This window comes from Pedobacter sp. AC212 (assembly GCF_979258625.1).
Genome location: NZ_OZ409870.1, coordinates 1,803,594 through 1,818,663, shown reverse-complemented (window position 1 = coordinate 1,818,663; position 15,070 = coordinate 1,803,594). Strand labels below are relative to the sequence as shown.

Sequence of the window (15,070 nt, the reverse complement as noted above, 5' to 3'; positions counted from 1 at the left end):
GAAAAAACGCTTAATTTTACCGGAATGGATATCTTATCATACCTTTTGGAACTTTTGCAACAGCGCAAAGAAGTTGGCATTACCGGCTTGGGCACCTTCTATAAAAAGAAGTTTCCAGGCAGGTACGATAAGGAAAAACAATCATTTTTACCACCAAGTTATGCTCTGGCATTTACATCTGATGTAAAAAATGATGAGGCCCTAACCAATTTTATTGCTTCTGAAAGAAATATTTCAGCCGAGAGTTCATCTTATTACATTTCGCAATTTGTAGATGAAGTGAACCAAAAACTGGAAGTAGAACATGAGGCTGATCTTGAGAATTTGGGTCGATTATATTTCACAGAGCACGAAGGTCTAAGCTTTGATGCGGCTAAAAATATAAACTACGGATCAGAATTTTATGGTCTACCCGCATTGCCTGAAATCATTTCAGATCAACAGCAAACGGATGCCACTGACAAAGATGATGAGGTATATGATGAAATAGCCGAAGCACCAAATGCACCTGTTCAGCCTAAAGAAACAGCCCATATACATCCTATTATTGAAAATGTAAAATTGGATGAAGTAGAAGATGATTTGCGCAATACTTTAAAGCACACTACAAAATCAGGCGAAGAAGTTACTGATGCGCCAGATTTTATAAAAGAACAGCATACCGAACATCCAAACAGATTTGGCCATACGCCAGAAAATGAGGAGGCCGTAAGGGCTTTGACACCCGAGGAAATCGAAGTGCCGGAAAGTATTGTTCAACAACATGAAGAACATCCAAACCGTTTCGGGCACACTCCAGAAAGCGAAGAGGAAAAAACTTATATCAATCTGGAAGATGAAACTGCAAAAGATGAGCCTGTAATTGAAGCGCCTGAGTTTATTAAAGAGCAACATGCCGAGCATCCAAACCGATTTGGTCACGATCCGATTGTTCAAGAAACATTCGAGGAAGAAAAAAGATCTATTTGGCTAAAAGTGCTCCTCATCATTTTCGGAATTCTGTTGATTGGAGTGATCATCTATTTTGCCAAACCAGATTTGTTTAAACAGCAGGCTGCGTTACAAACTACCACACCTGCAGTTGTGCCAGATTCACCAAAAACACAAATAGATACTGCAAAGGCAAAACAAGATTCGATAGCTAAAACAGACAGTACTTTAAAAGCGAATCAAATTGCTACGCCAAAAGTTGATTCTTCAGCGCTAAAAAAAGTGGGTCCTACTCCATCCAATGCTCCGTTGGCTACAGAGAAATCAATGTTTCATGTAATAGCGGTTTCTTACGAAACAGAAGCAGCAGCATTAAGATACATTGAAAAAGTAAAAAAAATTGGCCTTAATGCAACTATCGCAAAAATGGAAGGCAGAAGAAAAAAGGTAAGTATTGCGAGTTTCCCCACTAAAGAGGAGGCAGAAAAGCAAAAAGAAATTCTACAAAAACGATTAAAAGGAACAGGATTTTACGTTAAAGAAATAAAAAACAACACACAACCATAATGATAACTTTATTAATTCAAGACACCACACAAGCACTTCAAGATACAGCGAATGCAGTTAACCAGGCACTAACGCAACCAGAGCCAGAATTACATTTCATCGATCTGCTTTTTAAAGGTGGATGGGTGATGCTGCCTTTGGCATTATTAGCCTTTTTAGCCTTAATCATATTTGTTGAACGTTATTTAACCATCAAAAAGGCCACGAAAGATGAGTCGAATTTAATGGGACAAATCAGATCATATATTCAATCTGGAAATTTAGATGGGGCAATGTCGCTGTTAAGAAACAACAACTCCCCTCTTAGTCGCATGTTGCAAAAAGGCTTAAAACGCATTGGCCGCCCAATTAAAGAAATCGAAGGTGCTATTGAAAATGTTGGTAAACTAGAGGTTGCTAAACTTGAAAAAAATATCAGTATCCTAGGTATTGTTGCAGGTATCGCTCCGATGTTGGGTTTCGTAGGTACCATTGTTGGGGTAATTACAATTTTCCATCAGGTATCCATTAAAGGTGCTATTGAAATTGGAACTATTTCTGGTGGTTTGTATACTAAAATGATCACTTCAGCAACAGGTTTAATCATTGGTATTATCGCTTACGTACTTTACCATATTCTAAATATCATGGTAGAAAAAATCATCCTAAAAATGGAAACGGATGCAATTGACTTTATTGATTTATTAGAAGAGCCAGGTAAATAATGAACTTACGCAAAAGAACAAAAGGGTCAGTAGAAGTACACACTTCAGCGTTGAACGATATTATGTTCTTCCTGATGCTGTTCTTCCTTTTGGCATCTGCAGTGGTTAACCCAACTGTAGTAAAATTGTTGTTGCCGCAGTCGTCAAGCGGGCAGCAATCTACTGCTAAAAAAGCAGTTACAGTTACTATAGACGAAAATTTAAAATATTCCGTTGATAAGAAACCAGTTACAATGGAGCAATTGGAGCCAACTTTAGCCGCTTACCAAAAACTGGCTCCAGATATGACCATCCTTTTATATGTATCTCGTAACGTTACTTATCAAGATGGTTTTGTTGTTAATGATATAGCAAATAAGTTAAAATTGAAGCTTGTTGTGGCTGTTGAGCCTAAAAAATAATGGATTACAAAGCACAAAATATAAATAACGAAGAAAACAATTATCCGAAGGCTGTAGCTATTGCCAGTGGGATAATGGGGTTTTTATTGTTGATTAGCTTTTTTATTGTAATTAATTCCTTTCAACCACCTGAAGATTTAGGCATGGGTGGTATGGTGGTTAACTATGGTACTTCTGCCGAGGGGATGGGCGATGATTACACGAGCATCGAGGAGCCTTCCGCTGATCCAAATGCAAATGGAAAAGCACCAGATAAAGTAACACCCGAAGAAAAAGTTACTCCGACAACAACTACAGAAAATTCTGATAAGGAAGTTCAAACTCAGAATACGGAAGATGCTATTGCGGTAAATACAAAACCTACAAAAACAACCAACACAGCGCCGACTACCGTTACAGAAGATAAACCTTCGAAACCAGTTATCAATCAAAATGCGCTTTATAAGGGCAAAAAAAATACGGGTCAGGGTCAGGGAGATGGAACCGGCAGCACAGCTGGAAACCAGGGATCAGTTAATGGTGATCCCTTAGCACCGAATTATGGTGAAGGAGGATCTGGTTATGGAAACAAGCCTATTGAACTTCGACGTTTTTCAAACCTGGTCATTCCGAAAGATGATGGACAAGTGAGAGGGAGGATTGCTATTAGGATCTATTTCAATAAATCTGGAAGAATTACAGATGCCAGACAAGAACTGAAAGGGTCTACTATAACCGATAGAGAACTGGTTGAGAAATGTGTTCAAGCGGTAAAAAACTCATCTTTAACAAGTTCTGGCGTAGGCGGAGATAATCAAACCGGAGTGGTGGTCTTCAACTTTAAAGTTAACTAAAACAACTATTACTATAATTCAGCATCTGAGGTGAATTACCAGCAAACGCTTGATTATTTATATAGCAAACTCCCAATGTTTACACGTGTGGGGGCTTCTGCTTTTAAAAAAGACCTCACTAATACCATCATATTTTGCAATGCTCTTGATAATCCGCAGGATAAATTCAAGAGCATACATGTTGCCGGTACAAACGGAAAAGGGTCTACCTCGCACATGCTTGCGGCAATTTTACAAGCCGAAGGTTATAAAACTGGTTTGTATACCTCCCCTCATTTAAAAGATTTTCGCGAGCGTATCCGCATCAATGGAAAAATGATTAGTAAAACGGAAGTGGTTTCCTTCGTAAAAAATCAACAAAAGTTGATAAACGAAGTAGAACCATCTTTTTTCGAAGTCACTGTTGCACTGGCTTTTGATCATTTTGCAAAACATAAAGTAGATATTGCGGTTATTGAGGTTGGTTTGGGGGGCAGGTTGGACTCAACCAACATCATTCAACCAGAGCTTTCGGTTATTACCAACATCAGCATGGACCACACCAATATGCTGGGCAATACCATAGAAGAGATTGCTGGAGAAAAAGCTGGCATTATCAAAAGGAATACGCCGGTAATTATTGGCGAAACCCAGCCGAAGTCTGCAGTTGTTTTCCAACAAAAAGCAAAGGAAATGAATGCATCAATTGTTTTCGCCGATGCACAAATGGTTGTTAAGGATTTTAAGATCGTAAACACGAAATTATCGCTAAATATTGATCAAAATCATCAGATCAGATTTAAGAATTTGATAACGGATTTAACGGGCACTTATCAACAAAAAAATATTTTAACTGTTTTACAAGCCATTGAAATTCTGAATGAGTTATCTACTTTCAAAATATCTGATAAGAGTATTTATAATGGATTAAAGCAAGTTAAAAAGTTAACAGCTTTACAGGGCCGCTGGCAAACTCTATCTAAAAACCCATTGGTTATTTGCGATACCGGCCACAACGAAGCTGGAATTGCTGAAGTGATAAAGAACATTAACCAAACACCATTCGAAAATTTACACATTGTTTTCGGCATGGTAAAAGACAAGGATATTTCAAAGGTACTTTCCATGATGCCAAAAAATGCAACCTATTACTTTTGCAAACCCGATCTGGAAAGGGCTATGAATGCTACTGAACTTAAAGCGCAAGCACTAACTTATTCACTAATTGGAAATGATTATCCATCGGTTGTTCAAGCTAAGGAAACAGCTGTCAAAAATGCTAAAAAAAACGATTTGGTGTTTATTGGCGGTAGCACATTCGTTGTTGCCGAAGCGTTATAAAATCTTTACATAATCTTCAAAATTTCTTCATTTGAAAAGTGTTACTTTAGTCTTTTAACTAAAAACAGAATGAAGAAAATTTCTTATTTACTTATTTCCCTATCTATTTTTTCCTTTACAACAGCAAATGCTCAGGCAAAAAAAGCCACGGCCAATACAGCTAAAGCTTTCCCTAGCGAAATTGCTCGCCCAAAATTAGTGGTGGGTTTAGTGGTCGATCAAATGAGATGGGATTATTTATATCGCTTTTATAATCGTTATTCAAATGGTGGTTTTAAAAGACTAATAAACGAAGGTTTTTCGGTTGAAAATACGCTGATTCCATACACACCAACTTACACCGCTGTTGGTCATACCACCATTTATACCGGTTCAGTTCCAGCAGTTCATGGAATTATCGGTAATGATTGGTACGATTCAGAAACTAAGAAAAACGTGTATTGTACCGAAGATTCTACGGTTGTAACCGTTGGAAGCAGCCCTTCTCCTGAAGGTAACATGTCACCTAAAAACATGCTTACCACAACCATAACTGATGAATTAAGATTAGCAACAAACTTCAAAGGAAAAGTTATAGGGATCTCTTTAAAAGATAGAGGTTCGATCCTACCAGCTGGTCATGCAGCAAATGCAGCTTATTGGTATCAGGGTAGCACTGGCAACTGGATTACAAGCAGTTATTATATGAAGGAGGTTCCGATGTGGATTGCTGATTATAATAAGATGAAGCTTGCAAATAAATTTTATGCAAAAAATTGGGAAACATTATATCCAATTAACACCTACACAAACAGCACAGCTGATGAAAAAGCTTACGAAGGCAAAAGCAGTGTGTTTCCACATCTCTTAACTCAAAACATTGATAAAAACTTTGATGCTATTAGAAGTACCCCATACGGTAACACCATTACTTTAGATCTAGCAAAACTTGCAATTTTATCAGAAGATTTGGGACAAGATAATATTACTGATTTCCTTGCGGTAAGTTGTTCATCAACAGATTATGTTGGCCATGCTTACGGACCAAATTCTGTAGAACTTGAAGATACCTATTTACGTTTAGACAAAGATTTTGAAGACTTTTTCAATTATTTAGATAAAAAAGTGGGTAAAGGGAATTACACCCTATTTTTAAGTGCCGATCATGCGGTTGCACACGTTCCAGCCTTTATGAAAGAAAATAAACTTCCGGCAGGTATCGTAAGTGATAGAGATATTGTTTTTAAATTGAATGCTTTTCTAAATGAAAAATTCAAGGTTAACAATGTAGTTTTAAAATCAATGAATAATCAAATCCATTTCGATCACGATAAAACCGATAATGGAAATGTGAGTTTCGATGTGATTAAAGCCGCTTCAATCGAATTTTTGAAACGATTGGAGGGTTTTGCAAACGTAGTTGATGTTTCAAGAGTTTCCTTAGCAACGCTACCTGAAGTTCAGAAAAGAATGATCACAAATGGTTATAATGCTCGCAGAAGTGGCGATTTATACTATATTTTAAATCCAAACTGGTTTAATGGAAGCAGCACAGGTACAACTCACGGCAATTGGAATCCTTACGATGCGCACATTCCCTTGGTATTTATGGGCTGGGGAATTAAACCTGGCGCAACGAATAAAACCCATTACATGACAGATATAGCACCGACCTTAGCTGCGTTGCTCCATATTCAAATGCCAAATGGCACCGTAGGTGAACCCATCACAGAAATCACCAATAAATAAACAACGAAGCCAACTAGATTTAGTTGGCTTCGTTGTTTATAAAGAGTATCAATACCATTATACAAGCATCAAATTGCAAGGATTTGCTACATTTGTTCATCCAAATATAGTCTCAATAAGCATTGCAGAATTTCATTTTGTGAGATCTTAAATCCTATAGTATGCAACAAGTAGAAATATACAAGCCAAAAAATAAAATTCGTTTTGTCACTGCCGCTTCCCTTTTTGATGGTCATGATGCAACCATAAATATCATGCGTCGAATTTTACAGTCATCCGGGGCCGAAGTAATTCACCTTGGTCATAATCGCTCAGTTGATGAAGTGGTAAACTGTGCTATTCAAGAAGACGTTCAGGGAATTGCAATGACATCGTATCAAGGCGGGCATATCGAATATTTTAAATATATGTATGATCTGTTGCAGGAACGTGGATCTGGTCATATCAAGATATTTGCAGGCGGAGGTGGGGTAATCTTACCCACAGAAATTGAAGAATTGGAATCCTATGGAATCTCTAAAATCTATTCGCCTGATGATGGAAGAAAGATGGGATTGCAGGGAATGATCAATGATATGTTGATCAAAACAGACTTTGTAACCAAGGCAGAAATCACAGATGAACTAAAAACGATTCCGAATAAAGAGATCACAGCAATTGCTGGAGCAATAACCGTAGCCGAAAATGATCCCGAAGGGGCTCAGGAATTTGTTAACGAACTAAAAAAATTATCGCTAAACAACAATGCTCCTATTCTCGGAATAACCGGAACGGGTGGTGCTGGAAAGTCGTCGCTGGTAGATGAACTGGTACGTAGATTTTTGGTTGAAGTGCCAGATAAAACCCTTGCGATTATTTCCGTTGATCCTTCGAAAAGGAAAACCGGTGGTGCCCTTCTCGGAGATCGTATCCGAATGAATGCAATCAATAATCCGAGAGTTTATATGAGGTCGCTTGCAACCCGACAAGCAAACCTTGCATTATCAATAAATGTACAGGAAAGTATAGACATTTGCAAAGCTGCTGGTTACGACCTTATTATTGTAGAGACTTCCGGAATTGGCCAGTCTGATACAGAAATTACAGAACACTGTGATGTTTCTCTATATGTGATGACACCTGAATTTGGTGCAGCTACACAGCTCGAAAAAATCGATATGCTCGATTTTGCTGACCTCGTTGCCATCAATAAATTCGATAAACGTGGTGCCTTGGATGCACTTCGCGATGTAAGAAAACAATATAAACGCAACCACAATATTTTTGATGCGAAGGATGAAGAGATTCCCGTTTACGGAACCATGGCTTCCCAATTCAACGACCCTGGGATGAACAACTTATTTGTGGCCTTGATGGACAAAATTAGAGTCAAAACATATACAGATTTCAAGGCAAAAATGGAATTAACTTCAGATCAGTCGGAGAAAATCTACATCATTCCACCTGATCGGATCCGTTATTTAGCAGAAATAGCAGAATCAAGCCAAATGTATAACGAGTGGGTTGATAAACAGGTTGGTATAGCAAGAAAGATGTATCAGCTTAAAGGCGTAATCGATTTGGCTGTTGAAAATGAATCTTTAGGGCTGGGCAGCGGTTTAGAAAATGCTTATACTTTTTTTGAAGAACAGTTAGACGGTGATTGTAAACGGCTGTTGCGTCAATGGCCTGATACCAAACGAGCTTATAAAGAGGAGTATTTTATTTATAAAGTTCGTGATAAAGAAATTAGGCAGCCCCTGTTTTATGAGTCCCTGTCTAAATTACAAATCCCAAAGGTTTCACTTCCGCGTTATGAGGATTGGGGAGACGTGTTAAGATGGCTGTTAACAGAGAATCTTCCAGGTGAATTTCCTTATGCCGCAGGCGTATTTCCGCTTAAACGTGAAGGCGAAGACCCGACAAGAATGTTCGCCGGCGAGGGTGGTCCTGAAAGAACCAACAAACGTTTTCATTATGTATCACTCGGACAACCGGCTCATCGCTTGTCTACAGCATTCGATTCTGTAACTTTATATGGTGAGGATCCTCATATTAGACCAGATATTTATGGCAAAATTGGTAATTCAGGTGTAAGTATCGCAACCATAGACGATGCCAAGAAACTGTATTCAGGTTTCGACCTTTGTGCACCGTCTACATCGGTTTCAATGACAATCAATGGCCCTGCCCCCATGTTATTAGGATTTTTCATGAACGCTGCGATAGATCAGCAATGTGAAAAATACATTATCGAAAACGGTTTGGAAGCTGAAGTAGAACAAAAAATACAGGAAATCTTTAAAAATAGTAATTCAGAAAGACCAAAGTATAACAGCGACTTACCAACGGGTAACAATGGTCTTGGCTTAATGCTACTTGGTGTAACTGGCGATGAAGTATTGCCAGCTGACGTTTATGCACAAATTAAAGCAAAGGCCATCAGTGCTGTGCGTGGAACTGTACAGGCTGATATCCTTAAAGAAGATCAGGCTCAAAATACCTGCATATTTTCTACCGAATTCGCTTTGAGAATGATGGGAGACATTCAAAAATATTTCATTGATGAAAAGGTAAGAAATTTTTATTCCGTGTCAATTTCAGGTTATCATATTGCCGAAGCTGGAGCAAATCCAATTTCACAGCTTGCTTTTACCTTAAGTAATGGTTTTACATTTGTTGAATATTATTTGAGCAGAGGCATGCATATCGATGAATTTGCGCCGAACTTATCTTTCTTTTTCTCTAATGGAATCGATCCCGAGTACGCGGTTATTGGCAGGGTAGCCAGACGAATCTGGGCGAAAGCGATTAAAAACAAATACAAAGGAAACGATCGGTCGCAGAAACTCAAATACCATATCCAAACATCAGGCAGATCATTACATGCACAGGAGATCGATTTTAATGATATCAGAACTACCTTGCAAGCACTTTATGCAATTTACGATAACTGCAATTCGCTCCACACTAATGCTTATGACGAAGCCATCACTACCCCTACCGAAGAATCAGTACGCAGAGCCATGGCAATTCAGCTCATCATCAACAGAGAATTGGGCTTGGCAAAAAATGAAAATCCGCTGCAGGGAGCCTTTATTATCGAAGAACTCACCGACCTTGTCGAAAATGCCGTGCTTCAAGAATTTAAAAGAATTAATGATCGTGGCGGAGTTTTAGGAGCCATGGAAACCATGTATCAACGTGGTAAGATCCAGGAAGAAAGCTTGTACTATGAAACCTTGAAACACACTGGAGAATTTCCAATAGTTGGGGTAAATACTTTTTTGAATAAAAATGGTTCTCCTACTATTGTTCCTGGAGAAGTAATTAGAGCTACCGAAGAAGAAAAGCAATATCAAATTGCGGCACTTCAAAAATTTCAGGATCGAAACGAAAATAAATCTTCGTCGCTGCTTAGACAGTTACAAAAATCAGCAATTGCAGGAGAGAACATTTTTGAGCAACTGATGGAGGTATGTAAGGTTTGTTCGTTAGGTCAAATTAGCAATGCGCTCTATGAAGTAGGCGGTCAATACCGCAGAAACATGTAGAACAAAAAAGGGTTCTTCTTAATAAAGAACCCTTTCAAAAATATATTTATATCGTTTAGCCTGCAATCCAGGTAAACTTATAGTCCATAGTTGGATTTTTCATACGCTCAGCAACACGTAACAAACGAGAAGGTAGAGCCATAATATAATCACGAGCCTTTTCACCCGCATCATTTAAATCACGCATCCCTTCTATTTTCCAATCTTCAATCAGCGATTGCATGATTTCAACGTAGTCAACAGCCGTATAAACACCTAAACGTTGCGCTGCGTCAGTAAAATGACCGAAGGTTTGTCCAATTTTTAAACCAACCTCACGTAAAAAGTGAGCTGGCATTACAATCTTTTTCCGCATCATATCTTCAAACGCAATCATAGCTTCATTCGGATCAACTTCAAAAATACGATTCATGAAGTCTTTATAAGCCTTAGCATGTCTCGCTTCATCAGATGCAATGGTTCCACACATCTTAGAAAGCAAAGTGTCACCATCTTTTTTAGCCAAAGATGCCACACGTCTGTGTGATATATTAGTAGCTAACTCCTGAAACGAAGTATAAATGAAATTACGATAAGGGTCATGTCCTGTACCAATATCAAAACCATCTGCAATCAGATATTGAGTAGATATCTCCATCTGGCGCATATCCACCCTGCCCGACAAATACAAATACTTATTCAATAAGTCACCATGACGGTTTTCTTCAGCGGTCCAGTGTCTGTTCCATTTCATCCATCCGCCATCTTCTTTCATACTTGGCCCCTGAACCATAGCTAACCACGATTCATAAGTAGGTAAAGCTTCCTCGGTGATAGTATCACCAACTAAAACTGCAACTAAATCGTAAGATAAATCTTTGGCATTCTCCCTTAAAATCCTGATGTCCTGATAAAAGTTTTCACTCGTAGAATCAGGAAGAAAATCTGATGGTTGCCAATTGGTGTCAATTGGTTTAAGATAGGTTTCCATCATATCAAGCATATATTTTTCAATATGCACCATTACTTCCCTTCTTTTATCTGCAAAAAAACTCATTATTTGTGTTTATATATTGTTGTGTCAAAGATAACCAAATATTATGGCAAACTACATGTTAATAACACATTTACAACGATTCAGTTTCAAAATCGTTCCAAATAAGTGCCGATAAGTTGTTTTTGGAAAAGAACATCACCGTTTCATTTCTTCTTCAGTCCCGCTGTCCCTTCAATCTTTTTGTTTAAGGTATATTGGCTTTGAGCGGCAGCGGTACAAAAAGGATTTTCGTACCATCAGGTTTATCAGACCCAGGGGGGTGTTTTATCGTTCGGGCCTGCTTTCCCGCAGGTATGCAAAACCGGGTCCACCCAGCTATATGACCTATATTCCTATATGGTTCAACAACTCAAGGCAGATCTGTGATTATCTACCCATGAACGCAATGAACACTGCTGTTTTATGCCGAGAGCCTTGCTATCTGATAAACAGAGAAAGTCTTAAAAACCGGATCCATCCAGCTATATGACCTATATCCCCTATATGGTTCAACAACTCCAGACAGATCTAGATTAATGTAGCCATGAAAGCAATAGGAGCATTTCTTAAGGAAAGTTACTCTCTGTTCCCTGCCCTTTATTCTTTTCTCCCCTTGAATTACAGAACCGTTTTAAACGAAGAAACCCCATCAGCTGTTGCTGACGGGGTTCTCGCTAATGCCCTTTTGGGGCTTTAAGATTTGGCACCGACCTACTCTCCCACGTGTTACCGCAGTACCATCGGCTCTGGTGGGCTTAACTTCTCTGTTCGGAATGGGAAGAGGTGGACACCACCGATATAGGCACCTAAATGTTTTTAAATAGTATATAGTATTTAGTCGTTGGTATTTAGACATCTAATCTATCTACCAAGTACCCAGTACCAACTACTAAATGACATATTATTGAAAGAAGTTATGTTAGAAGAACAAACAACAGTCTGTTTGCTTTGAAAGCTTCGGATGATTAGTACTACTCGACTGTGCTGTCGCCAGCTTTACATCTGTAGCCTATCAACGTAGTAGTCTTCTACGGTCCTATATGGAATTCTCATCTCGTGGCTAGTTTCGCACTTAGATGCTTTCAGCGCTTATCTATTCCCAGCGTAGCTACTCTGCAATGCCCCTGGCGGAACAACAGATTCACTAGAGGCTAGTCCAACCCGGTCCTCTCGTACTAAGGTCAGCCCCACTCAAAATTCCTACGCCCACAACAGATAGGGACCGAACTGTCTCGCGACGTTCTGAACCCAGCTCGCGTGCCACTTTAATCGGCGAACAGCCGAACCCTTGGGACCTTCTCCAGCCCCAGGATGTGACGAGCCGACATCGAGGTGCCAAACCTCCCCGTCGATATGAGCTCTTGGGGGAGATCAGCCTGTTATCCCCAGCGTACCTTTTATCCTTTGAGCGATGGCCCTTCCATGCAGAACCACCGGATCACTATATCCGTCTTTCGACCCTGATCGACCTGTATGTCTCACAGTCAAGCAAGCTTATGCTATTGCACTCCGCGTACGGTTACCAAGCGTACTGAGCTTACCTTTGAAAGCCTCCGTTACCTTTTTGGAGGCGACCACCCCAGTCAAACTACCCATCAAACAATGTCTCCCGCTAGGCGGGATTAGACACCGAATACAGAAAGGGTGGTATTTCAACGTTGGCTCCACGACGCCTAGCGACGCCGCTTCAAAGCCTCCCACCTATCCTACACATCCTGTATCCAATGTCAATGTTAAATTGTAGTGAAGGTGCATGGGGTCTTTCCGTCCCGTTGCGGGTACCCGGCGTCTTCACCGGGACCACAATTTCACCGAGCTCATGGCTGAGACAGCGCCCAGATCGTTACACCATTCGTGCAGGTCGGAACTTACCCGACAAGGAATTTCGCTACCTTAGGACCGTTATAGTTACGGCCGCCGTTTACTGGGGCTTCGATTCAATGCTTCTCCTTGCGGATGACATCCCCTCTTAACCTTCCAGCACCGGGCAGGTGTCAGGCCTTATACCTCATCTTTCGATTTTGCAAAGCCATGTGTTTTTGTTAAACAGTCGCCTGGGCCTTTTCACTGCGGCTGACATTGCTGCCAGCGCCCCTTCTCCCGAAGTTACAGGGCCATTTTGCCGAGTTCCTTAGCCATGATTCACTCGAGCACCTTAGAATCCTCTTCCCGGATACCTGTGTCGGTTTGCGGTACGGGTTTTTATAACCTGAAGCTTAGCGGTTTTTCTTGGAAGTCTGATTACCTGCGCTATCCACTCACCCGAAGGCTTGCGGTACTATCGACTTTCAGCTAGATCGGCGGATTTGCCTACCGTTCCATTACCTACTGTCTTTAACGATCTATTCCGTCAGATCGCGGCAGTGTCACTACTCCGTCCCCACATCGCAGTTATAAAAAGTACTGGAATATTAACCAGTTGTCCATCGAATTTCCCCTTCGGGTTCTCCTTAGGTCCCGACTGACCCTGATCCGATTAGCGTTGATCAGGAAACCTTATCCTTTCGGTGGGCGGGTTTCTCTCCCGCCTTATCGTTACTTATGCCTACATTTGCTTTTCTAGAAGCTCCAGCACCCATTACCAGATACCTTCGCTGCCGCTAGAATGCTCCCCTACCGATATATTTCAATCCCATAGCTTCGGTGTACAATTTAATGCCCGTTTATTATCCATGCCCGATCGCTCGACTAGTGAGCTGTTACGCACTCTTTAAATGAATGGCTGCTTCCAAGCCAACATCCTAGCTGTCTGTGCAATCGGACCTCGTTAGTTCAACTTAACTGTAACTTGGGGACCTTAGCTGATGGTCTGGGTTCTTTCCCTCTCGGCGCGTGACCTTAGCACCCCGCGCCTCACTGCAGATCATATTTCATAGCATTCGGAGTTTGTCTGGATTTGGTAGGATTTGACTCCCCCGCACCCAATCAGTAGCTCTACCTCTATGAAACTTAATATCCACGCTGTTCCTAAAAACATTTCGGGGAGTACGAGCTATTTCCCAGTTTGATTAGCCTTTCACCCCTACCCACAGATCATCCGGAAACTTTTCAACGTTTATCGGTTCGGTCCTCCAGTACGTGTTACCGCACCTTCAACCTGTCCATGGGTAGATCACAAGGTTTCGCGTCTACCCCCTCTGACTATACGCCCTATTCAGACTCGCTTTCGCTTCGGATCCGTGCCTGAAGCACTTAACCTTGCCAGAGAGGAGTAACTCGTAGGCTCATTATGCAAAAGGCACGCCGTCACACCACTTGGATGCTCCGACCGCTTGTAAGTACACGGTTTCAGGTTCTATTTCACTCCCCTGTTCGGGGTTCTTTTCACCTTTCCCTCACGGTACTGGTTCACTATCGGTCTCTCAGGAGTATTTAGCCTTACCGGATGGTGCCGGCAGATTCCCACAAGGCGTCTCCGACCTCGCGGTACTCAGGATACTGCTAGACTAGCATTCTATACGTGTACCGGGCTATCACCGTGTATCGCTGGGCTTCCCATCCCATTCCACTTCTGTTTGCTAATGCCATGTCGCAGTCCTACAACCCCACCTATGCCGTAACATGGATGGTTTGGGCTCTTTCCCTTTCGCTCGCCACTACTCAGGAAATCATTGTTATTTTCTCTTCCTCTGCTTACTTAGATGTTTCAGTTCGGCAGGTTTGCTCATTATATGTGACTGGTCTTCAACCAGCCGGGTTGCCCCATTCGGAAATCTTCGGATCAATTCCTATTTGCAAATACCCGAAGCTTATCGCAGCTTATCACGTCCTTCATCGCCTCTGAGAGCCAAGGCATCCCCCGTGTACTCTTTATTACTTTCTTCTACTCATATGCCTTTTGCGCCATATGGTATGCTTTTTTTGCTCTTGTTATGATGTCTCATGCTTAGCGGTCTCTTGCGATTCCTTTAAGCGAGCACAAACACAACAGTCGCCTATTGTTGTTTGCTCTTCTTTTTTAACTTCTTCCAATATGTCAAAGAACTTTACCAAGGCTGAAGATCGAAGGTATAAAGGTTTAGGATTTCATCGTCCTATA

8 protein-coding genes and 2 rRNA genes are annotated in these 15,070 nt (G+C 40.8%); 7 read left to right on the top strand and 3 right to left on the bottom strand.

Going from position 1 to position 15,070, the window contains the following annotated elements; genetic code table 11:
- Positions 1 to 24 precede the first annotated feature (24 nt).
- The 7 genes from ACZZZC_RS07730 (at position 25) to ACZZZC_RS07700 (ending at position 10,016) form a co-directional block, all read left to right on the top strand.
- Positions 25 to 1,497 (top strand): HU domain-containing protein, encoded by a 1,473-nt coding sequence (locus ACZZZC_RS07730; protein WP_463485543.1) that lies wholly within the window; start codon positions 25 to 27, stop codon positions 1,495 to 1,497.
- Entirely contained in the window at positions 1,497 to 2,201 is a 705-nt protein-coding gene (locus ACZZZC_RS07725; RefSeq protein ID WP_056851440.1) for a MotA/TolQ/ExbB proton channel family protein, read from the top strand. The genes ACZZZC_RS07730 and ACZZZC_RS07725 overlap by 1 nt, the downstream gene beginning before the upstream one ends.
- On the top strand, positions 2,201 to 2,602 hold the full coding sequence (locus tag ACZZZC_RS07720) for an ExbD/TolR family protein (protein WP_056851441.1): 402 nt from the start codon (positions 2,201 to 2,203) through the stop codon (positions 2,600 to 2,602). Before ACZZZC_RS07725 ends, ACZZZC_RS07720 begins: the two co-directional genes overlap by 1 nt.
- The gene (locus ACZZZC_RS07715) at positions 2,602 to 3,435 is read left to right on the top strand and encodes an energy transducer TonB (protein ID WP_463485542.1); all 834 of its coding nucleotides are present in this window, start codon (positions 2,602 to 2,604) and stop codon (positions 3,433 to 3,435) included. The genes ACZZZC_RS07720 and ACZZZC_RS07715 overlap by 1 nt, the downstream gene beginning before the upstream one ends.
- Before the next feature lie 75 nt (positions 3,436 to 3,510).
- Positions 3,511 to 4,755 (top strand): bifunctional folylpolyglutamate synthase/dihydrofolate synthase, encoded by a 1,245-nt coding sequence (locus ACZZZC_RS07710; protein ID WP_463485541.1) that lies wholly within the window; start codon positions 3,511 to 3,513, stop codon positions 4,753 to 4,755.
- A gap of 69 nt (positions 4,756 to 4,824) precedes the next feature.
- The gene (gene pafA, locus ACZZZC_RS07705; protein ID WP_463485540.1) at positions 4,825 to 6,483 is read left to right on the top strand and encodes an alkaline phosphatase PafA; all 1,659 of its coding nucleotides are present in this window, start codon (positions 4,825 to 4,827) and stop codon (positions 6,481 to 6,483) included.
- 161 nt (positions 6,484 to 6,644) lie between these two features.
- The gene (locus tag ACZZZC_RS07700; RefSeq protein WP_463486884.1) at positions 6,645 to 10,016 is read left to right on the top strand and encodes a methylmalonyl-CoA mutase family protein; all 3,372 of its coding nucleotides are present in this window, start codon (positions 6,645 to 6,647) and stop codon (positions 10,014 to 10,016) included.
- A gap of 55 nt (positions 10,017 to 10,071) precedes the next feature.
- On the opposite strand, the gene ACZZZC_RS07695 is transcribed toward ACZZZC_RS07700, so the two are convergent.
- From ACZZZC_RS07695 to ACZZZC_RS07685, 3 genes are all read right to left on the bottom strand, one after another.
- Positions 10,072 to 11,052 carry an acyl-ACP desaturase gene (locus ACZZZC_RS07695; RefSeq protein ID WP_056851446.1) on the bottom strand — a complete coding sequence of 327 codons (981 nt, stop codon included), beginning with the start codon at positions 11,050 to 11,052 and terminating at the stop codon, positions 10,072 to 10,074.
- Positions 11,053 to 11,729: 677 nt separating this feature from the next.
- Positions 11,730 to 11,841 (bottom strand): 5S ribosomal RNA (rrf, locus tag ACZZZC_RS07690).
- Positions 11,842 to 11,977: 136 nt separating this feature from the next.
- Positions 11,978 to 14,854 (bottom strand): 23S ribosomal RNA (locus tag ACZZZC_RS07685).
- Positions 14,855 to 15,070 lie beyond the last annotated feature (216 nt).

Bases quoted from the DNA above. Each gene is read 5' to 3' on its own strand.
- ACZZZC_RS07730 (WP_463485543.1), top strand. From the start codon at position 25: ATGGATATCTTATCATACCTTTTGGAACTTTTGCAACAGCGCAAAGAA.
- ACZZZC_RS07725 (WP_056851440.1), top strand. From the start codon at position 1,497: ATGATAACTTTATTAATTCAAGACACCACACAAGCACTTCAAGATACA.
- ACZZZC_RS07720 (WP_056851441.1), top strand. From the start codon at position 2,201: ATGAACTTACGCAAAAGAACAAAAGGGTCAGTAGAAGTACACACTTCA.
- ACZZZC_RS07715 (WP_463485542.1), top strand. From the start codon at position 2,602: ATGGATTACAAAGCACAAAATATAAATAACGAAGAAAACAATTATCCG.
- ACZZZC_RS07710 (WP_463485541.1), top strand. From the start codon at position 3,511: ATGTTTACACGTGTGGGGGCTTCTGCTTTTAAAAAAGACCTCACTAAT.
- pafA (WP_463485540.1), top strand. From the start codon at position 4,825: ATGAAGAAAATTTCTTATTTACTTATTTCCCTATCTATTTTTTCCTTT.
- ACZZZC_RS07700 (WP_463486884.1), top strand. From the start codon at position 6,645: ATGCAACAAGTAGAAATATACAAGCCAAAAAATAAAATTCGTTTTGTC.
- ACZZZC_RS07695 (WP_056851446.1), bottom strand. From the start codon at position 11,052: ATGAGTTTTTTTGCAGATAAAAGAAGGGAAGTAATGGTGCATATTGAA.